This is a genomic window from Actinomycetospora sp. NBRC 106378 (genome assembly GCF_030269685.1).
Lineage (GTDB): Bacteria > Actinomycetota > Actinomycetes > Mycobacteriales > Pseudonocardiaceae > Actinomycetospora.
On sequence record NZ_BSTT01000009.1, the window covers coordinates 1 to 18744 of the forward strand.

General features: G+C 74.3%; 19 protein-coding genes. 12 read left to right on the top strand and 7 right to left on the bottom strand.

Annotated features, from left to right (window positions below):
* Positions 1-168 precede the first annotated feature (168 nt).
* From QSK00_RS19345 to QSK00_RS19355, 3 genes are read right to left on the bottom strand one after another with little or no spacing between them, the layout of a single operon-like run.
* Positions 169-936: an isocitrate lyase/PEP mutase family protein gene (locus tag QSK00_RS19345; protein WP_285593056.1), complete on the bottom strand. Its 768-nt coding sequence runs from the start codon at positions 934-936 to the stop codon at positions 169-171.
* 48 nt (positions 937-984) lie between these two features.
* Entirely contained in the window at positions 985-1881 is an 897-nt protein-coding gene (locus QSK00_RS19350) for a serine hydrolase (protein WP_285593058.1), read from the bottom strand.
* Positions 1878-2777, bottom strand: a complete 900-nt coding sequence (locus QSK00_RS19355; RefSeq protein WP_285593060.1) for a LysR family transcriptional regulator — start codon at positions 2775-2777, stop codon at positions 1878-1880. The genes QSK00_RS19350 and QSK00_RS19355 overlap by 4 nt, the downstream gene beginning before the upstream one ends.
* Before the next feature lie 55 nt (positions 2778-2832).
* Here QSK00_RS19355 and bla point away from each other — a divergent pair, with 55 nt between their 5' ends.
* The 3 genes from bla (at position 2833) to QSK00_RS19370 (ending at position 5353) form a co-directional block, all read left to right on the top strand.
* Positions 2833-3759, top strand: a complete 927-nt coding sequence (gene bla, locus QSK00_RS19360; protein ID WP_285593062.1) for a class A beta-lactamase — start codon at positions 2833-2835, stop codon at positions 3757-3759.
* Between the two features lie 155 nt (positions 3760-3914).
* Entirely contained in the window at positions 3915-4622 is a 708-nt protein-coding gene (locus tag QSK00_RS19365; protein WP_285593064.1) for a GPP34 family phosphoprotein, read from the top strand.
* Positions 4623-4738: 116 nt separating this feature from the next.
* Positions 4739-5353 (top strand): hypothetical protein, encoded by a 615-nt coding sequence (locus QSK00_RS19370; RefSeq protein WP_285593066.1) that lies wholly within the window; start codon positions 4739-4741, stop codon positions 5351-5353.
* Between the two features lie 38 nt (positions 5354-5391).
* On the opposite strand, the gene QSK00_RS19375 is transcribed toward QSK00_RS19370, so the two are convergent.
* Positions 5392-6585 (bottom strand): MFS transporter, encoded by a 1194-nt coding sequence (locus tag QSK00_RS19375; RefSeq protein ID WP_285593515.1) that lies wholly within the window; start codon positions 6583-6585, stop codon positions 5392-5394.
* A gap of 1 nt (position 6586) precedes the next feature.
* On the bottom strand, positions 6587-6880 hold the full coding sequence (locus tag QSK00_RS19380) for a 4a-hydroxytetrahydrobiopterin dehydratase (RefSeq protein WP_285593068.1): 294 nt from the start codon (positions 6878-6880) through the stop codon (positions 6587-6589).
* Between the two features lie 44 nt (positions 6881-6924).
* Between QSK00_RS19380 and QSK00_RS19385 the strand changes: the two genes are divergently transcribed.
* Positions 6925-7323: a (deoxy)nucleoside triphosphate pyrophosphohydrolase gene (locus tag QSK00_RS19385; protein ID WP_285593070.1), complete on the top strand. Its 399-nt coding sequence runs from the start codon at positions 6925-6927 to the stop codon at positions 7321-7323.
* A gap of 3 nt (positions 7324-7326) precedes the next feature.
* Here QSK00_RS19385 and QSK00_RS19390 read toward each other — a convergent pair whose 3' ends face one another.
* Entirely contained in the window at positions 7327-7602 is a 276-nt protein-coding gene (locus QSK00_RS19390; protein WP_285593072.1) for a hypothetical protein, read from the bottom strand.
* A 155-nt stretch (positions 7603-7757) separates the two neighbouring features.
* Between QSK00_RS19390 and QSK00_RS19395 the strand changes: the two genes are divergently transcribed.
* The 6 genes from QSK00_RS19395 to QSK00_RS19420 all read left to right on the top strand — a co-directional run bounded on the left by QSK00_RS19395 (position 7758) and on the right by QSK00_RS19420 (position 15912).
* Positions 7758-9836 carry an ABC transporter substrate-binding protein gene (locus QSK00_RS19395; RefSeq protein ID WP_285593073.1) on the top strand — a complete coding sequence of 693 codons (2079 nt, stop codon included), beginning with the start codon at positions 7758-7760 and terminating at the stop codon, positions 9834-9836.
* A gap of 153 nt (positions 9837-9989) precedes the next feature.
* Entirely contained in the window at positions 9990-11771 is a 1782-nt protein-coding gene (locus tag QSK00_RS19400; protein ID WP_285593075.1) for an ABC transporter family substrate-binding protein, read from the top strand.
* Positions 11772-11851: 80 nt separating this feature from the next.
* The gene (locus QSK00_RS19405; protein WP_285593077.1) at positions 11852-12850 is read left to right on the top strand and encodes an ABC transporter permease; all 999 of its coding nucleotides are present in this window, start codon (positions 11852-11854) and stop codon (positions 12848-12850) included.
* On the top strand, positions 12843-13784 hold the full coding sequence (locus tag QSK00_RS19410; protein WP_285593079.1) for an ABC transporter permease: 942 nt from the start codon (positions 12843-12845) through the stop codon (positions 13782-13784). Before QSK00_RS19405 ends, QSK00_RS19410 begins: the two co-directional genes overlap by 8 nt.
* A gap of 5 nt (positions 13785-13789) precedes the next feature.
* Positions 13790-14851, top strand: coding sequence for an ABC transporter ATP-binding protein (locus QSK00_RS19415; protein ID WP_285593081.1), 1062 nt, complete (start codon positions 13790-13792; stop codon positions 14849-14851).
* Positions 14848-15912: an ABC transporter ATP-binding protein gene (locus tag QSK00_RS19420; protein ID WP_285593083.1), complete on the top strand. Its 1065-nt coding sequence runs from the start codon at positions 14848-14850 to the stop codon at positions 15910-15912. The genes QSK00_RS19415 and QSK00_RS19420 overlap by 4 nt, the downstream gene beginning before the upstream one ends.
* A gap of 65 nt (positions 15913-15977) precedes the next feature.
* Here QSK00_RS19420 and QSK00_RS19425 read toward each other — a convergent pair whose 3' ends face one another.
* A complete protein-coding gene (locus QSK00_RS19425; RefSeq protein WP_285593085.1) occupies positions 15978-16835 on the bottom strand; it encodes an aminoglycoside phosphotransferase family protein in 858 nt (285 codons plus the stop codon).
* Positions 16836-16852: 17 nt separating this feature from the next.
* Here QSK00_RS19425 and QSK00_RS19430 point away from each other — a divergent pair, with 17 nt between their 5' ends.
* Positions 16853-18058, top strand: coding sequence for an MFS transporter (locus QSK00_RS19430; protein WP_285593087.1), 1206 nt, complete (start codon positions 16853-16855; stop codon positions 18056-18058).
* 6 nt (positions 18059-18064) lie between these two features.
* A complete protein-coding gene (locus tag QSK00_RS19435; RefSeq protein ID WP_285593088.1) occupies positions 18065-18742 on the top strand; it encodes a maleylpyruvate isomerase family mycothiol-dependent enzyme in 678 nt (225 codons plus the stop codon).
* Positions 18743-18744: the final 2 nt, after the last annotated feature.

Below are 18744 nucleotides of genomic sequence, written 5' to 3' on the forward strand. Positions count from 1 at the left end.
AACCCTGTCCTGCCCACAGCCGAGCAGGCTGGTCACCACCGTGACCAACCCACCCAGCGGGCCTGCTCAGTGTCCGCGATGTGCTGAGACATCAACTGTCCTCGATGTCCTGAGCACAGACACCGTGCCAGGGCACGGATGAGTACTCACGGGCGCGGAGCGCACCTCTCAGTTCAGCTTGCGCACGTTCTCGGCGAGCCCGCCGCCGTCGTAGGCGCGCTCGGCCAGCTCCGCGAGGGCGGTCAGGGCGGTGTTCTGCGACCAGGGGCCGAACGAGACGCGGGCGAGCCCGATGCGCTGGGCCGCCTCCTGCGAGATCGCGCCGGGGATGCCGATCATGTTGACCTTGCGCTCACCGAGCGCCGAGACCAGCTCGGTCCACTGGGACTCGTCGAGCTTGCCGGGCACGAAGAAGTTCGAGGCGCCGGCGTCGAGGTAGGCCCGGCCGCGCTCGATGGCCTCCTTGAGCGCCTCGGCCGGGTCGCTCACCTTGAGGAACGCGTCGGTCCGCGCGTTGAGGACGAAGTCCACGCCCTCCTTCTGCGCCGCGACGACGGCGGCCTCGACGGCCTTCACGGCGTCGGCGAGCGGTTTCATCTGGTCCTCGAGGTTCGCCCCGACGATCCCGACGCCGATCGCGCGGGCGATCGTGCCGCCCGGGTCGCCGTAGCCGGCCTCGAGGTCGGCGGAGACCGGCAGCGAGGTCTGGCGGGCGATCAGGCCGACCTCGGCGATCATCTCGTCGCGCGGGATGTTCTCGCCGTCCTCGTAGCCGCGCGAGGCCGCGATGCCGTGGCTGGCGGTCGCGAGTGCCTTCGTGCCTGGGACGTCGGAGACGACCTTCGCGGTGATGGCATCCCACACGTTCACGACCCGCAGCAGTTCGGGGGCGGCGTGCAGGGCCTGGAGGTCCTTCGCCTTGTCAGCAGTGCTCATGTCGGCAGAGAACCCCAATTGCGGCACAACCGATTCCCGGCGGTGCGGTCAGTCACCCAGTCGCAGGGCGGTGACCGCCAGCCGGGCCACCTCGCCGATCGCCGCGTCCACCCGGGGGAGCACCCGCTCGGGACGGGCGGCGAGCGTGAAGACCGCGACCGCCACGGGCGCCTCGCCCGGGAACTCGACCACGCCGACCTCGTTGCGCAGGGCGCCGAGCGTCCCGGTCTTCCCGCTGACCCGCACCTCGTCGAACGGGAATCCCGAGGCGAGGCGGGCGCGGGAGATCTGCAGACCCAGGAGCCGCCGGGCGAACGCGCACGACGACGGCGACGCGGCCTCGTCGCGCCACAGCGCCGACAGCAGCGCGGTCATGTCGCGCGGCGTCGTCGCGCTGCCGAGGACGGGGTCGTAGGCCGACGGCGGAGCCGGGTCGTCCGGGTCGGCGAGGCGGGCGGCGGTCGCGGCGGCGTCGCGCACCCCGAGCTCCGCCGCGAGGGCGGCGAACGTCGCGTCGGCGCGTTCGACGCGGGTGCGGGTGATCCCGAGGTCGGCGAGTGCGGCGTGGACCCGCGGCAGACCGAGCACGTCGAGCAGGACGTCCGCGGCGGCGTTGTCCGACACCGTGGTCATCGACGTCGCGAGGTCGCGCAGCGACATGGTCACCGGGTCGGCGAGCAGCGACAGCCCGGTCGGCCCGTCGGTCCGCGACGACGGGTCGACCGTCACCGTCGCGCGCGGGTCCAGCTCGCCCGCGTCGAAGGCCCGCACCAGCGCCACCAGCACCGGGAGCTTGAACACCGACGCCATCGTCACCGGCTCGTCCGCCCGGAGCACGACCTCCGGGCCCTCGCGCCCGACCACCCGCGCGTGCACCGCGCCCCGGACCCCGGCGTCGTCGAGGACCGCCCGGATCCCGGCCGCCGCCTCCGCCGCGAGACTCACCGCCGGTCCTCCGTGCGCAGCACGTCCACGACCGCCTCGCGGACGGCCTCGTCGGGCGGCGCCCCCGGGCGCCACACGGGCCGGATCCGGATCGGGATCGGGTCCGCGGGGTCGAGCGAGGCGACTCCGGTGGCCCCCGGCGCGGGGTCCGACCCGATGCTGAACGCCCGGTCGGCGGCCACCGCGGCGAGCAGGGCCCGGTCGTCCTCGACGGCGATCACGCGTGGGTGCACTCCACGACGGGCCACGGCGTCCACGAGCTGGTCGTGCGCCGCCGGGTGATGACCGCGGGGCGGCAACGCGAGGGGCAGGTCGCGCAGGGCCGCCCAACGCAACCGCCCGCCCGGCGCCCGGCCGTCGGGTACGAGCAGGCGGGTCGGGAGCCGGACCACCGGCCCGGCCGCCAGGTCGGAGAGCACCCCGGGATGGCGGACGACGGCGAGGTCGCAGCGGCCCGCGGCGAGCCGTTCGGCCAGGTCGACGGTCGAGGACACCACCGTCTCGACCCCGCACCCCGACGCGCCCCGCACGGCCGCGGCGAGGGTGGCGACGACGTCGGGTCGCAGCGCGCCGACCACCCCGAGTCGCATCGTCGACCCCGCCTCCCCGTGCTCGAGGGCGCTCCGCTGCAGGGCGCCGGCCGCGGCGACGAAGGCCTCCGCGGGACCGAGCAGCGCCCGCCCCGCCGGGGTGAGCGTGACCTCGCGGGCGTTGCGCTCGAACAACCGTGCCCCGAGGTGCGACTCGAGGCGGCGCAGTCCCTGCGACAGCGGCGGCTGGGTCATCCCCAGGCGGTCCGCGGCGCGCCCGAAGTGCCGTTCCTCGGCGATCGTCACGAAGAACGTCACGTGCCGGAGCAGGTCCACGAGCAGCCACGATAGTCGCGGCAGCATCATCGATCGCACCATACGGACTTCGACAGATCCGATTCGTCCTGCTTCGCTGCCGCTCATGACGACCTCCCGACGACGGGTCCTCGCGCTCGCAGCGGCCGCTCTCGCCGGCGGCTGTGCCGCTCCTGCGCCGGGCCCGACCGCACCGCCGACCGCACCGCCGACCACACCGCCGGTCACGCCCGCCGTCGGCGACCCGTTCCCGGCGATCGAGGCCGGGTTCGGCGGGCGGCTCGGCGTGTTCGCCCTCGACACCGCGACCGGGCGGACGGCGGGCCACCGGGCCGACGAACGGTTCCTGCTGTGCTCGACGTCGAAGATGCCGACGGCGGCCGCGATCCTGGCGGCGCGGGTGCCGCTCGACGAGGTGGTCCGGTACACGCCGGCCGACCTGGTGCGGAACTCGCCGACCACCTCCCGGTCGACGGCGCTGACCGTCGGGGACCTCTGCGCCGCCGCGATCACCGTCTCGGACAACACCGCGGAGAACCTGCTCCTGCGCCGGCTCGGCGGGCCGAAGGCGGTCGAGGCCTACCTGCGCTCGATCGGCGACGGGATCACCAGCCTCGACCGCGAGGAGCCGGAGCTCAACGCCCGACGGGGCACGCTGGACACCTCCACCCCGCGGCAGATGGCGGCCACGCTCCGGGCGTGCACGCTCGGCGCCGGGCTCGACGAGGCCGGGCGGCGGCAGCTCACCGCGTGGCTCGTCGCGAACACCACCGGCGGGCAGCGCATCCGGGCGGGCCTGCCGCCCGGGTGGCGCACCGGCGACAAGACCGGCAGCGGTGACGCCGGCGAGGTCAACGACGTGGCGATCACCTGGCCGCCGGAGGGAGACGGGGCGCAGCGGAGCCCGACCACGTCGGACCGTCCACCGGTGCTCGTCGCCGTGTACACCGAGCCGGCCGACCCGACCTCGGAGCGCGCCGTCCCCGCCGTCCCGGCGGCGGCCGCGGCGGCCGTGCGGGCTCTCGGACTCTGACGTCGGCGTGTCGCCAGCGCGGCGCGGACGGGTGGTCACTCCGGTGCGACGACCGGTAGATCGGGTCGGAGATCGACGATCGGTGAGGTCGAGCGGTCGATTCCGGCGCCCGACCGGGTGAGAGCCGCCCGGGTCGTGTGCCTACGCTGTCGGCCGTGCGCTCCGAACGATGGTCGGCCCCCACCCGGGAACTGACCCTGCCCGAGCGCATCGCGTGGGTGCTCGGCGACGAGGACGGACGCCCGGTCTCGAGCCTCACGGAGCCGGCGGGTCTGCTCGTCGCGGCCGCGATGGTCGAGCTGCTGCTGGACGCCTCCCTGCTCGACGGCGGGTCGTCCTACCGCCGCGGGCCGGTCGAGCCGACCGACCCGCTGCTGTGCTGGGTCGCCGACGGCCTGCTCCGCCCGGGCGGCCACAAGAGCGACCTCGGGCACGCCGTCACGGGCCCGCGGGGTGCCCAGATGATCCGCCGGACCATGGACCGGCTCGTCGAGCGCGGGCTCGCCCACCGCGAACCGCGCCGGGTCTTCGGCTACCTCGCGATGCCGGTCTTCGGGTCGGCCCTGCGCGTCCACGAGACCGGGGCGCTGCACCACGACCGCAGCGTGGTGCGCCAGGTCCTCGACGGTGCCGAGCCCGACGAGGACACCGCGATGGTGGTCGTGCTGCTCCACCACGGCCGCCGGGTCCGCGCCCTGCACCCGCTCGACGCCCACGCGGCCGCCGGACGGGCCCGCGCGATCGCGGGCGGGCGCCACGTCCGGCCCGGGATCGACCAGGACATCGTCCGGTTGGTGAGCCCGACCGTGCAGACCGTGCTCGCCGCGCTGACGGCCACCGAGGTCCTCAGCTCCGGGGGCTGAACCTCCCCGGATACCACGCCCTCCTCCGGACGGATCGTCGAGGGGTCCCGAACGGGGCCGCGGCGGTCTAGTCTCGTGCTCTGTTCCATGCGCAGCGATCCTCGGAGGGTCAGCCCATGCCGACCACGCAGCTGTCGTCCGCCACGCCCGAGGGGCTCCCCGTACTGGAGGCCGGCGCCCATCGCGACGCCCGCTCCGGGAGCTGCGTCATGGAGTACGTCTCCGTGCTGGCCGGCGAACGCTTCACCGACCGTCCGCAGTGCACGCACCCGGCCGTGGCGGCCCTCGCCTGGCAGGTCAACGACGCGGTGTCCCACGAGGTACGTCAGCGGCTCGGGCTGCGGGCGGTCGACCTCGTCGGGGCCGGGCGCGGCGTCGACGGCCCGGTGCGCCCGCTGGTCCTCGCCGCGGTGGCCAGGGCCGGGCTCGCGCTCGACCCGGAGAACCGCTTCTTCACCCGCCTGGTCCGTCGGGTGGACGCCGCGCAGGCGCGCGCCGCCGCCCGTCGCGCGGCCGGGCAGGACGCCGGGGACGGCTCCGGCGGCCGGGTCGCGACGCTGCTGCACGTGGGCCCGGTGAACCACGCCTGCGCCCACCTGCTGGTGGCGGCACGCGCCGCCGGTCTCGACGGCGCCGGGCGCGACGCGATGATGCTGGCGCTGCTCGACGACTGCCTGGCCTCGCTGCGCGGCGCCCGCACCCCGGAGGCCACGCCGGCCACGACCGGCTGAGGTCCGCCCGAACCGAACGAGCGGCACTTCCGCAGCCTCTATGTGCGCGAGAGTGCCGTTCGTTCGTCCGGGGGTGGCGGCGGACGGCGCCGCCACGTGGCGCCGAGGGTGACCACGCACGCGAGCGCCGCCACGGCGAACGACGACGGGGCGCCCAGCCCGCCGAGCACGGCGGCGAGCGCCGTCGCCCCGATGCCCGTACCCGCGTCGTAGGCCGTGTTCCACACGCTGCTCGCGGTGCCCGAGCGGCCCGGACCGGCGCGGTCGAACAACGTCACCAGGGTGTCGTTCTGCACCGCGCCGAAGCCCAGACCCACGAGCCCCGCCCCGATCACGACGACGGGCGCGCCCGCCACCAGCAGTCCCCACGCGGCCGTGGCCGCCCCGAGCGCGGTGAGCGCGAGCGCGGGCCGGGTGATCCGGCCGGCGAGCCGCAGCCGGTCGCCGAGCTCCCCGGAGACGATGCGGCCGACGAGCTGGGCGAGCGTCAGGGCGAACAGCGACAGCGCCGCCGTCGCGGTGCCACCCGCCCCGACCAGCGGGAGCACCGTGATCACGCCGCCGGCACTGGCCGCGCACACGAGCATCACGGCCCAGGGCCCGGCGACGGTGCGGACGCGCAGCGCCCGCCCGGCCGGGACCGGCCCCGACCCCCTGTCGGCGTGCTCGGTTGCTCCGTCGGGAAGCACCCGGCGGGGGAGCAGCGCCATCGCGGGCAGGGCGAGCAGCGGCAGCGCCGCGCCGAGCAGCAGGACCGGGGTCGGACCGAGCCGGGACCATGCCCAGACCCCGCCGGTGAGCAGCACCAGCTGCGGCAGGCCGATCGCGAGCCCGTAGACGGCCGTGGCCCGGCCGCGGATCGCCGGGGGGACCAGGTCGGAGACGAGGGCCGCGCCGGTGACCGTGAGGACGCCGAACCCGATGCCACGGACGACGGCGACCGGCACGAGCAGCGCCGGCGACGGGCTCAGCGGCAGGAGCGCGGCCGGTGCCCCGAGGGTGAGGGCGCCGAGCGCCAGCGACGCGCGGTGCCCGACCGCGCGCAGCAGCGCGGGCACCCCGAGCTGGGAGACCACGGTCGCTGCCATGAACACCCCGGTGACCGAGCCGGCGAGGCCCGGCCCCGCCCCGCCCGCCGTCGCCCAGAGCGGGAGGACCGGCAGCAGCAGGGCGTACCCGCCGAACGCCGCGACGGTCGCGACGAGGACGGCGACGAAAGAGGCGCTGCGCAGGTCAGGAGCGCGCGTCGATCGCGGCCGAGATCTCCGCCGCGAGGTCGGTGTCCTTGGCCGTGAGCCCGCCCTCGGAGTGCGTCGAGAGCCGGAAGGTCAGGGTCGAGTACCGGATGTCGATGTCCGGGTGGTGGTCCGCGGCCTCGGCCTCCTGCGCCACCGCGTCGACCACCGCGATCGCGTCGAGGAAGCCCGGGAGCGCGACGGTGCGCACGAGGGAGTCGCCGTCGCGCTCCCAGCCCGGGAGGTCGGCGAGGGCGGAGGAGACGGCGTCGTCCGGGAGCAGGTCGGCCATACCGGTCATGATGCACGTCGTCGGGGCGGGCGAGGGGACGGACAGTGAAGATCGTGGTGGGCGCGGCGGTGGTGCACGGCGGGCGGCTGCTCGTCGCGCAACGGGCGGAGCCGCCGGACATGCGCGGCCGGTGGGAGCTGCCGGGCGGGTCGGTCGAGGAGGGCGAGTCCGAGGCCGACGCGGTGGTGCGCGAGCTGCACGAGGAGCTCGACTACGCCGTCGTCGTCGAGGGCCGGCTCGGGCCGGACGTCCCGGTGACCGGCCGTTCGGGGGAGTCGCTGCTGCTCCGCTTCTACCGGTGCCGGCCGGCGAACGGCGCGGAACCGGTCGCGCTGGAGCACCTGGCGCTGCGCTGGGTGGGTGCCGACGAGCTCGACGGCATCGCGTGGCTCCCGGCCGACGAGGTGCTCCTGCCCGCCCTGCGGGCCGCGCTGGGGGCCTGAGGGTCAGGCGGCGCGGGCGCGCTTGACGGCCCGGGCGAGGTCCTTCCCGGTCAACCCCGACTCGGCGGCCCTCGCGGCGCGCATGAGCACCACCGGGCAGCCCTTGCAGCGCGGGGTGGAGCGGCAGCACTTCTTCTTCGCCCGCTTCGCGCCCGTGAGCGCGCAGGCCTGGACCGGGTCGACCACCACCCGGGCCGGCGCGGGAGCGGCGACGACGCGCTCGCGGGGCCGCAGACGCGCGAGGGCGTCCACCCACGTCGATGCAGCAGCCTTGCCCATGAGGTGAGGCTAACCTGAGCGACCCGCGCCACGAAAGGGCCGAACGCGGTGCTGACGGGGTCGCGTGTCACGATGTCTCGCCCCTCGGGACCCGCGGTCCCCGAGGCCCGTCGCCGCGCCTGCCGAGTTCGAGAGGGTCCGCTCACCGTCCCGTCATGAGAGCTCTCCTGGTCGCCGTGCTCGCCGGTCTGCTGGTGCTGGCCGGGTGCTCGACCTCGCCGCCGCCGGTGGTGGGTCAGGCCCCGACCACGGCGGTCCGCCCCCAGCCGCAGCTCGAGCCCGACCCGACCCAGCTGCGCATCGGCGTCGACGACCTCGGCATCGGCTTCAACCCGCACCGGATCGCCGACCTCACGCCGACCAGCCGGACGACGGCCTCGCTCGTGCTGCCCAGTGCCTTCCGTCTCGGGCCCGACGGGGTGCGGCGACCGGACACCACGGTGGTCACCTCGGCCCGGGTGTCGGCCACCCGCCCGTACACCGTCTCCTACGAGATCGCCCCCGCCGCCGCGTGGTCCGACAACGCCCCGATCGCCGCCGAGGACTTCGTCTACCTGTGGCAGCAGATGCGCTCACAGCCCGGCGTGGTCGACGCGGCGGGCTACCGGGCCATCGCCGACGTGCGGTCGCGGGCCGGGGGGAAGGCGGTCGACGTGGTGTTCGACCGGCCCTACCCGGCCTGGCCGACGCTCTTCGACCACCTGCTGCCCGCGCACCTGCTCAAGGACGCCCCCGGGTCGTGGGGCGGGGCGCTGCAGGACAGCATCCCGGTCTCCGGCGGGCCGTACGCGATCCGGCTCGTCGACCGCATCCGGGGCCAGGTCACCCTGGTCCGCAACAGCGTCTACTGGAGCACCCCCGCGGTGCCCGACCAGATCGTGCTGCAGGCCGCGGACCACGCCTCCCTGATCGACCGGGTCCGCACCGGGGACGTGCAGGCCACGCAATTCCGGGCCGACGGGGACGATCTGGCGGCCCTGAACGCCCTCGCGTCGGCCGCGCCCGGCCCCGCCGGCCCGCTCGCCGTGCGCACCGTGCCCGAGGCGCAGCTGGTGGAGCTCGCCCTGCGCTCGGACGACGGCCCGCTCGCCGACCCGCGGGTGCGCCGGGCCGTGGTCTCGCTGCTCGACCGCGACGCGCTGGTCACCGCGGGCGCCGACGGCGGGCCGGGTGCCGCGCTGCGCGCCGACGCCTTCGCGACCGCGCCGAGCCAGCCCGGCTACCGCCCCACGATCACCGCCGACGCGCCGGCCCGCGCGCCCGACCGCGCCGCCGCGACGCGGCTGCTCGCCCAGGCGGGCTACCTGCTCGGGGCCGACGGCCGGTGGACCCGGGACGGGACGCCGCTGCGGCTCCGGCTCGCCGCACCCCCGCAGGTCTCGCCGTACGGACGGCTCCTCGGCTCGCTCGCCGACCAGCTCAACGCGGCGGGCATCGGCACCACGGTGGTCGCCGACTCGGGCGCCAACCCCTTCCCGCCCGGGCGCGGGCCGATCCCGTCGGACACGCCGTCGGTGGTGGCCACCCCCTCGTCCCCCGGGCCGCTGACGTCGTCGGCGGTCCCCGGCACGACGACGACCTCCCCGGCCCCCACGTCGACCGCGCCCACGACGACCACGACCCCGCCGACGGAGACCACCACCTCGGTGCCGCCGATCCCGAAGTCGCCGTCGGACATGGCCGTCGCCGACGTCACCGTCCTGGCGCTGCCGGTGGGGCAGGACCCGATCGCGGGGCTGGACTCGATCGTCGGCTGCCCGGGCCGCCAGGCGCCCACGACGTCGGGCGTCTCGCCCGCGGTCCCTCGCACGACGACGGCGACCGCGCCGCCCACCACGTCGGTGGCGTCCCCGCCGAGCACCACCCGGGCCGCCCCGACCTCGACGACCCCCGCGCCCACCACGACGACCGCCGCCCCGCTCGCGGCGCAGGGCACGCCGGAGGCGTCCGAGGCGCTGTCGGTCACCGGGTTCTGCGACCCGACGCTGCAGTCGGTCCTCGACGGCGCCTCCTCCGGGTCGATCGACCCGGACACCGCCCTCGCGCTCGCCGAGCCGCTGCTCTGGCGGGCCACCCCGGTGGTCCCGCTCTTCCAGGCGACGGCCACGCTCGTCGCCCCGGCGAGCCGGACGGACGTCGTGGTGCCACCCTTCGGGGTCAGCCCGTTCGCCTCGGCGGACCGGTGGGCGCCACCCGCCCGGCAGGGCCAGGCCAACGGCGACGCGAACAACTAGCAGGATCGCGTCCCCCGATCGGGTGTGCCCGATCGGACATCGCGCGACGACTTCGTGACGCGGTGGCAACACGCCGGGGTGGCGGAAGAGGTCTGGACCACTTAGGTTGCCTCCGGCGGCGATCCCGCTTGTCAAACGTCTTCTGGAGGTGTGGTGACCAGGTTCACCAGGCGCGGTCGTTCGCGCTGGATTGCCGTCGGAGCGCTGGCCGCGGCCGGCGCACTCGTGCTGGCCGGGTGTGGCGGGGGAGGCGGGGACAACAACTTCGGCTCCACCACCGCGCCCCAGGCGAAGGGGCGGCAGGGCAACGTCTACGTGTCGCCCCAGGTGCCCTCGGGTCCCGGCGTCACCGTCGCGGCCGACACCGCGTACACGGCGTACAACAACGACACCGCGGCGAACAACACGGTCTACAACCTGTACGCCTCGCTGCCGGTCCTCGCGTCGGCGACCGTGCTCGACAACGACGGCACACCGCTGATCAACGGCGACATGATGGCCGGGATCGACGAGGTGTCGACGAACCCGCAGGTCATCCGCTGGCGGATGAAGCCGGGCGTCACGTGGTCGGACGGCGCGCCGTGGAACTGCAAGGACTTCTACCTCGCCTACCTCGCCGGCAGCGGCAAGATCCCCGGCTTCACGGCGGCGAGCTCGAACGGCTACGGCAACATCGGCCAGGCGCAGTGCCTGGACGACACCACCTTCCAGGCGACGTTCGCCCAGCCCTTCGCCGACTACATCGGTCTGTTCAGCCAGAACAACGGTGACCTGCTCCCGGCGCACATCCTCGAGCAGAAGACCGGCATCCCGGACATCCGCCAGATCACGCCCGCCTCGCCGCCGGCGCAGCTCCAGGCGATGACGCAGTTCTGGAACACCGGGTGGAACGGCTTCGACAAGTCGGTCATGCCGGCGTCGGCCCAGTACCAGCTCGACAGCTGGGTGCAGGACCAGTCGGTGACGATGACCCGCAACCCGGCGTGGAAGGGCAACCCGGGCGGGCCCGAGCGGCTCACCTACCGCAACATCGCCGACGCCACCGCCGCCGCGCAGGCGCTGCAGAACAACGAGATCCAGGTGACGGCGAACCAGCCGGACGTCAACGCCTCGAACCTCCTGCGCAGCCTCTCCGCGCAGGGCGTGAAGTTCCAGGCCACCTCGGGTGCCTCCTACGAGCACCTGGACATGAACTTCAAGAACCCGCTGTTCGCCGACAAGGCCGTCCGCACCGCGTTCGCGCAGTGCGTGCCGCGCCAGGACATCACCGACAAGCTCGTCAAGGGTGTCCAGCCGGACGCGGCACCGCTGCAGAGCCTGATGTTCCTGCCGTCCCAGCGGGGCTACGAGGACGCCTACTCGCAGTTGATCGGCACCGGCAACCCCCAGCAGGCGTCCCAGACGCTCACCCAGGACGGCTGGGTCAAGGGGCCGGACGGCGTCTTCGCGAAGAACGGCCAGCCGCTGCAGTTCCGGATCAGCCACACCAACGTGCCGCGCCGCGTGCAGACGGTGCAGCTGATCCAGGCGGCCTGCCAGCAGGCGGGCATCAAGATCGTCGACGACAACGACCCGAACTTCCTCGACACCCGTCTCGGGGCCGGGGACTACGACGTCGCGCTCTACGCCTGGCAGAACGACCCGTTCACCTCGTCGCACGAGTCGATCTACAAGACCGGTGGCTCGCAGAACTACCAGGGCTACTCGAACCCGCAGCTCGACGCGCTCATGGCGCAGGCGTCCGGCAACCTGGACCCGGCCGGCTACCTCGCCCAGTGGCAGCAGGCCGACAAGCTGATGGCCCAGGACCTCCCGTCGATCCCGCTCTACGTCCAGCCCAACACCGTCGGGTACACGGACAAGATCGACAACGTCTGGTACCAGCCCAACCTCGGTGCGATGCTGCACGCGAACGAGTGGGCCGTCACGCAGTAGCTCGGCCAACAGGTCAGCGACGCCCGACGGGGCCGGCGACCCCGGCCCCGTCGGGTCCGCTCGACGGAAAGAGGTGACACGTGGCCGCGTACATCCTGCGGCGCGTCCTGATCTCGATCGGCGTGCTCCTCGTGGCGTCGTTCCTGCTCTACGTGATGGTCGCCAGCTCCGGTGACCCGCTCGCGGGCCTGCGGGCCCGCCCCGGCATCACCCCCGAGGCCATCGACGCCACGGCCCGCCAGCTGGGGCTCGACCAGCCGATCCTGGTGCGCTACTGGGAGTGGTTCACCGGGGTCCTCTCCGGGAACTGGGGCACCAGCGTCGCCCTCGGGCAGGCCCAGGCCGAGGTCCTCCCGGCCGTCGGCAGCGCCCTCTGGGTGACCATCCGACTCGTGGTGATCGCCGAGGTCATCGCGCTGCTGATCGGCGGCGCGGTCGGCGCGATCGCGGCCCTGCGGCAGTACTCGATCACCGACTACACCGCGACGACGCTCGCCTTCGTGCTCTTCGCGATGCCGGTGTTCTGCATCGGCATCATCCTCAAGGTCTACGGCATCGAGTTCAACGTGCTGCTGATCAACCTCGGGCTCGACCGGTGGCTCACGACGGCGGGTCCGCCGGCCGGAGGGTTCACCGGCTCACCCGGCGAGGTGTTCTTCAAGTTCACCGGGGCCTACATCCTCCCGACGATCGCCCTCGCCGCGATCAGCTTCGCCGCCTACAGCCGCTTCCAGCGGGCCTCGATGCTCGAGACGATGCGTTCGGACTACGTGCGCACCGCGCGGGCGAAGGGCCTCACCGAGCGGCAGGTGGTGCTCCGGCACGCCCTGCGCAACGCGCTGCTGCCGGTCACGACCTACTTCGCCTACAACTTCGGTGCCGTGTTCGGCGGGGCGATCGTCACCGAGCAGGTGTTCGGCTGGAACGGCATGGGGTCGTTGCTCGTCCGCTCCATCCAGCAGTACGACCCCAACATGCTGATGGGCTGGCTGATCGTCACCGCGACCATCGTCGTGCTGTTCAACCTGCTCGCGGACATCGCCTACAGCTACCTCGACCCGAGGATCCGTCTTGGCTGAGACCACGGAGACCACCCCGGCTCCCACCCACCCGGGAAAGGTGCCCGGCCCGCCGTCGGGCAGCGGCGACGGCGGCGACGTCGGCGGGGTGTTCCTCACCCAGGGGCAGCTCGTGCGGCGCCGCTTCCTGCGCCACCGCGCGGCGATGACCGCGCTGACGATCCTGGTGCTGTTCATCCTGTTCGTCTACATCGCCCCGTTCTTCCTCGGCTACTCGCTGACGAACCTGTCGGCGGGGTCCTACGAGGACCCGAGCCCGGCCCACGTCTTCGGCACCGACCAGGTCGGCGCCGACGTCTTCTCGCTGGTGATGAAGGGCTCGCAGTTCTCGCTGCAGATCGGGTTCATCGCAGCGGTCATCTCGACCGTGGTCGGCGTGCTCCTCGGCACCGTCGCCGGGTACCTGCGCCGCGGGACCGACACCGCCGTCTCCCGCGTCACCGACCTGTTCCTGGTCGTCCCGCTCCAGGCGGTCGCCGCGATCCTCATCGCGGGCCTCGGCGGCTCGTGGTGGCTCGTCGGGCTCATCCTCGGCTTCTTCCTCTGGATGCCGATCGCCCGCGTGACGCGGGCCGAGGCGCTGGCGCTCTCGCAGCGCGAGTTCGTCGAGGCGGCCCGGGCCTCAGGGGCGACGACGTGGCGGATCGTCACGAAGCACCTGGTGCCCAACATGATCGGCACCATCGTCGTGAACGCGACGCTGACCCTCGCGCTCGCCGTCCTCACCGAGGCGGCGCTGTCGTTCATCGGGCTCGGCGTGCAGATCCCCGACACCTCGCTGGGGCTGGTGCTCAACCAGAACTACACCCAGCTGGGGACGCGGCCCTGGCTGTTCTGGGCGCCCTTCGTGGCGATCGTGCTGATCTCGCTGACCATCAACTTCATCGGCGACGGGTTGCGCGACGCGTTCGACCCGCGCCAGACCAGGCGGTGACAGCCATGACTGGAACGAGCGGGGCACTGCTCGAGGTGGACGGCCTGTCGGTCACGTTCCCCTCCGAGGACGGCGAGGTCCACGCCGTCCGTGACGTCAGCTTCGCGGTCGAGCCGGGCGAGGTGCTCGGTGTCGTCGGCGAGTCCGGGTCCGGCAAGTCGGTGTCGCTCATGGCGGTCCCGCGGCTGCTGCCGGGGTCGGCCCGGGTCACCGGGTCGATCCGGTTCGACGGGACCGAGCTGGTGGGCGCGAAGCCGGAGACGCTGCGCGGCCTGCGCGGGTCGGAGATGGCGATGATCTTCCAGGACCCGATGAGCTCCATGAACCCCGTCCACACCGTGGGTCGGCAGATCGCCGAGGCCCGGCGGGCCCACGCGTCGGTGTCGAAGGACGAGGCGTGGCGCGACGCGGTCGCCGCGCTCGCCCTGGTCGACATCCCGCAGCCGGAGACGCGCGCGAAGCAGTACCCGCACGAGTTCTCCGGCGGCATGCGCCAGCGCGCGATGATCGCCATGGCGATGGTGAACAAGCCGCGGCTGATCATCGCCGACGAGCCGACGACCGCGCTGGACGTCACGGTGCAGGCCCAGGTGCTCGAGGTCCTCGACCAGGCCCGCGTGGAGTCCGGGGCCTCGCTGGTCCTGGTCAGCCACGACCTCGGCGTGGTCGCCGGCACGGCCGACCGTGTGCAGGTCATGTACGGCGGGACGATCGTCGAGACCGGCCCCACCGAGGAGGTCTTCGAGCGGCCGCGCATGCCGTACACCGTCGGGCTGCTGTCCTCCCTGCCCGCCGTCGACCAGATCGGCGGCCGGCTGCACCCGATCCCCGGGGCGCCGCCGTCGCTGGTGTCCCTCCCACCGGGGTGCTCGTTCGCGCCCCGCTGCCCGATCGTCGAGGACGCCTGCCGCGAGGCGGAGCCGGAGCTGGTGGAGGTGGGCACCGGAGACGCAGCGCAGCGCAGCTCGACCATCGGCACCGACCACCTCTCGCGGTGCCGCCGCTGGGACGTGCTCGCCGAGGGCTCGACCGAGAACCTCTTCTCCCGCACGGAGGTGCCCGCATGAGCGCACCCAGCACCGAGGCCGGGGCCGCACCCGGGGCCGGTGGCGAGCGCGACGGCGCGCTGCTGCAGGTCCGTGACCTCACCACCACGTTCCCCGTCCGCGGCCAGGGCGTCCTGCGCCGCGTCGTCGGCCGGGTCCAGGCCGTCACCGAGGTCTCGCTCGACGTCGACGCCGGGGAGACCCTCGGCGTGGTCGGGGAGTCCGGCTGCGGCAAGTCGACGACGGGCCGCTCGATCCTGCAGCTCATCCGGCCCGACTCCGGGTCGGTGCGCTACGACGGGCGCGAGCTCGTCGGGCTCTCCGCGAAGGAGATGCGCCCGCTGCGGCGCGAGCTGTCGATGGTGTTCCAGGACCCGTTCGGCTCGCTCGACCCGCGCCTGCCGGTCAGCGAGCTGATCGCCGAGCCGCTGCGCATCCACCAGGTGTACTCGTCGGAGTCCGACCTGCGTGACCGTGTCGACGAGCTCCTCGGGCTGGTCGGGCTCAAGTCCGAGCACCGCAACCGGTACTCCCACGAGTTCTCCGGCGGGCAGCGCCAGCGCATCGGCATCGCCCGGGCCCTGGCCGCGAACCCGCGGGTGGTCGTGCTCGACGAGCCGGTGTCGGCGCTCGACGTCTCGGTCCAGGCGGGGGTGGTCAACCTCCTCGAGGACCTGCAGGAGCGGCTCGGCCTCTCCTACCTGTTCATCGCCCACGACCTGTCGGTGGTCCGCCACATCTCCGACCGCGTCGCCGTGATGTACCTGGGCAAGGTCGTCGAGCTGGGCGACGCGGTGTCGGTCTACGAGAACCCGCGCCACCCCTACACCCAGGCGCTGCTCTCGGCGGTGCCGCTGCCCGACCCGGCCGCCGAGCGTCGACGCCGCAAGTCCCGCGTCGTGCTCACCGGTGACATCCCCAGCCCGGCGAACCCGCCGTCGGGATGTCGCTTCCGCACGCGGTGCCCGAAGGCCCAGCAGCGCTGCGCCGACGAGGTGCCGGTGCTGCGGGCGAGCGACGTGGCGGGCACGCACACGTTCGCCTGCCACTTCCCGATGGGCGACGCCGACTCGGCCGCCTGACCCCCGACCCCGTGCTGAGCGAACGGCACTCTCGCAGCATCTCCGTGCGCGAGGGTGCCGTTCGTTCATCCGGAGCGCTGCGCCAGTCGGACCAGCGCCGCCGTGTGAGGGGCATCAGGGGCGGTCCGGAGCGCCGCCACGGCGTTCGCCGGGGCCAGGGCGTGGCACCAGGCGTGCAGCCGGTCCGGGTCCACGCCGTCGAGCTCCCGGGCGAGGCCCTCGACGGTCCCGTCGAGGGCGTCGGGGTCGAGCAGGACGAGGTCGACGAGGTCGAAGGTGCGGTCGCCGAGGTGCGGACGCGGGTCGATGACGACGGCGCCGTCCGGTCCCGCGAGCAGGTTCGCCGGGTGCAGGTCGCCGTGGACCACGCCGTGGTGACCGCGCTCCGCCCCGAGCGCGGCCGCCCGGTGCGCGGCGTCGTCGAGGCGTCCGAGCGGGATGCGGTCGTCGAGGGCCTCGTCGACGACCTGCTCCCGCACCCGGCCCAGCCAGAACGCGATCCGCGCCCCGAGCGGGGGCAGGTCCGGGAGCGGGCCCTCCGCCGTCATCAGGTCGCGCAGCGCCGGCACGACGTCGAGGGCGCCGGTCTCGGACGGCAGGGCGGTGCCCGGCCGCACGCGGCCGAGCAGCAGCGCCCCGTCGTCGTGGTCGAGCAGGTTCACGACGTGCCGGCAGGGCGCCCAGTACTGCAGCGCCGCCGCCTCGGTGGCCGCGATCATGACGTCGGGTGTCAGCTTCAGGACGCCCCGGTCGGCCGGGACCACGAGGCCGGAGTTGCCGGAGAGCACCGCGCCGTCGGGCGTCACCCGCCAGCGCCGGGCCAGCCGCGCGACCAGCGCCGGGACGCCGTCGAGCCACGCTTCGACGTCGTCGCCGTGCCGGCGGGCCATCCGGCGCCGGGCCTCGGCGGGAACCTCGATCATCGGCCGAGGGTGCCGCGGTGAGCGTGTGGGGGCGACCGGGTTTCACCCCGCTGGTCACCTCGGCGACCGTCAGCGAGGTCGGCAGCCAGGTCAGCGTGCTCGTGCTGCCGGTGCTCGCCGCGACCGTGCTGGCGGCGACCCCGTGGGAGATGGGCGTGCTCGCCGCCGCGGGCACGGTCCCGTTCCTGGTGGTGGGGCTGCCCGCGGGGGCGTTGGTCGACCGCTGGCGACCGCGGCGGGTGATGGTCGTCTGCGACCTCCTCCGAGCGGGCCTGCTGGTCACGTTGCCGCTCGTCGCCTGGTTCGGCGGGCTCGGTCTCGCCCAGGCCGTCGCGGTCGCCTTCGCCGTGGGCGTCGCCACGGTGTTCGCCGACGTCGCGGCGCAGAGCATCCTGCCCGCCCTCGTCGACCGTGACGACCTGGTCCGCGCCAACTCCGTGCTCATGACGGGCGCGTCCGCCGCGGAGGTCGCCGGGCCGGGTCTCGGCGGTCTGCTCCTCCGGGTGGTGTCGGCGCCGGCGGCGCTGCTCGCCGACGTGGCGAGCTTCCTGCTCTCGGCGGTGTTCCTCCGGCGCGTGCCGGCGCCGGCCCGCCCACCCGGTAGCGGGCGACGGGCGCTGCTGCGCGAGATCGCGGAGGGCCTCCGCTACGTCGTCGGACACCCGGTGATCCGACGGATCACCCTGTGCACCGCGGGGATCAACCTCGCCTCCGGGCTGCGGGAGGCCGTCGTCGTGCTGTTCGCGCTGCGCACCCTCGGACTGTCGCCGTCGACGCTCGGGATCGTGCTGTCGGTCGGGGCGGTCGGCGGGGTGCTCGGCGCCCTCACCGCGGGTCGGCTCGCCGACCTCGTCGGGCAGGGCCGGGTCGTGCCGCTGGCCGCGCTGCTCGAGGTGCCGTCCGTCGCCCTGACCCCCGTGGCGCACGGGGCCGTCCTGCTCGCCGTGTCGGCGGCCGGGGCGGCGTTCGCGGCCGTCGCCTACAACGTCGCCCAGGTGAGCATGCGACAGCGCACCTGCCCGCCCGAACTGCTCGGCCGGATGAACGCCTCCATCCGCACGCTCGTGTTCGGGACGCCGCCGGTCGGCGCCCTGCTCGGCGGAGCCCTCGCGGGTGCTCTCGGGCTGGTCCCCGTGCTGTGGGTGGCCGTGGCGGTGACGGTCGTGGCGGCCGTCCCCGTCGTGTTCTCCCCGCTGCTGCGCGACGAGCTCCCGGAGGAGTGAGGCACGATGACCGGTGTGGACCCGATCGAGGAGTGGAGCAAGGCCCAGGAGCGCGTCATCGCGCTGCTGGAGGACGCCACCGAGGAGCAGGTGGAGCGGCACGTGCCGGCCTGCCCGGACTGGACGGTGCGCGACCTGTTCAGCCACATGGTCGGGCTCGGCACCGACGTGGTCGCGGGCGACGAGCCCGACGACCACAACGAGACCTGGACCGCGAAGCAGGTCGAGGCCCGCCGTGGCCACTCGGTGACGCAGCTGATCGAGGAGTGGCGCGCGACCGCCGAGCCGCTGCGGGCGTGGATGCGGGAGCACGGCCCCCGTCCGCTCGGGGACGTGATCATCCACGAGCAGGACCTCCGCGGCGCCCTCGGCGTGCCCGGCGGCAAGGACTCCGGCGGGGTGGCGCTGATCCGCGACCGCTTCGCGCCCCGCGTCGGCGCCGGGCTGCCCGAGGGGACGACCCTGGGCCTCGTCGGGAAGCAGTGGTCCTGGGCGTCCGACGACGGCGACCCGCAGCAGGCCGACGTCGTGCTGCACGCCGACGAGTTCGAGCTGCACCGCGCCTCGCTCGCCCGGCGCTCCGCGGACCAGATCCGGTCGTGGACCACCAAGGGCGACGTCGAGCCGATCCTCGGAGCCTTCGCGACGCTGGGGGACCTCCCGGAGGAGGACCGGACCGAGTGAGC

Excerpts from the sequence above, each read along its gene's own strand:
- QSK00_RS19415 (WP_285593081.1), top strand. The coding sequence starts at position 13,790 with ATGACTGGAACGAGCGGGGCACTGCTCGAGGTGGACGGCCTGTCGGTC.
- QSK00_RS19370 (WP_285593066.1), top strand. The coding sequence starts at position 4,739 with ATGCCGACCACGCAGCTGTCGTCCGCCACGCCCGAGGGGCTCCCCGTA.
- QSK00_RS19345 (WP_285593056.1), bottom strand. The coding sequence starts at position 936 with ATGAGCACTGCTGACAAGGCGAAGGACCTCCAGGCCCTGCACGCCGCC.
- QSK00_RS19380 (WP_285593068.1), bottom strand. The coding sequence starts at position 6,880 with ATGGCCGACCTGCTCCCGGACGACGCCGTCTCCTCCGCCCTCGCCGAC.
- bla (WP_285593062.1), top strand. The coding sequence starts at position 2,833 with ATGACGACCTCCCGACGACGGGTCCTCGCGCTCGCAGCGGCCGCTCTC.
- QSK00_RS19395 (WP_285593073.1), top strand. The coding sequence starts at position 7,758 with ATGAGAGCTCTCCTGGTCGCCGTGCTCGCCGGTCTGCTGGTGCTGGCC.
- QSK00_RS19390 (WP_285593072.1), bottom strand. The coding sequence starts at position 7,602 with ATGGGCAAGGCTGCTGCATCGACGTGGGTGGACGCCCTCGCGCGTCTG.
- QSK00_RS19420 (WP_285593083.1), top strand. The coding sequence starts at position 14,848 with ATGAGCGCACCCAGCACCGAGGCCGGGGCCGCACCCGGGGCCGGTGGC.
- QSK00_RS19425 (WP_285593085.1), bottom strand. The coding sequence starts at position 16,835 with ATGATCGAGGTTCCCGCCGAGGCCCGGCGCCGGATGGCCCGCCGGCAC.
- QSK00_RS19355 (WP_285593060.1), bottom strand. The coding sequence starts at position 2,777 with ATGATGCTGCCGCGACTATCGTGGCTGCTCGTGGACCTGCTCCGGCAC.
- QSK00_RS19435 (WP_285593088.1), top strand. The coding sequence starts at position 18,065 with ATGACCGGTGTGGACCCGATCGAGGAGTGGAGCAAGGCCCAGGAGCGC.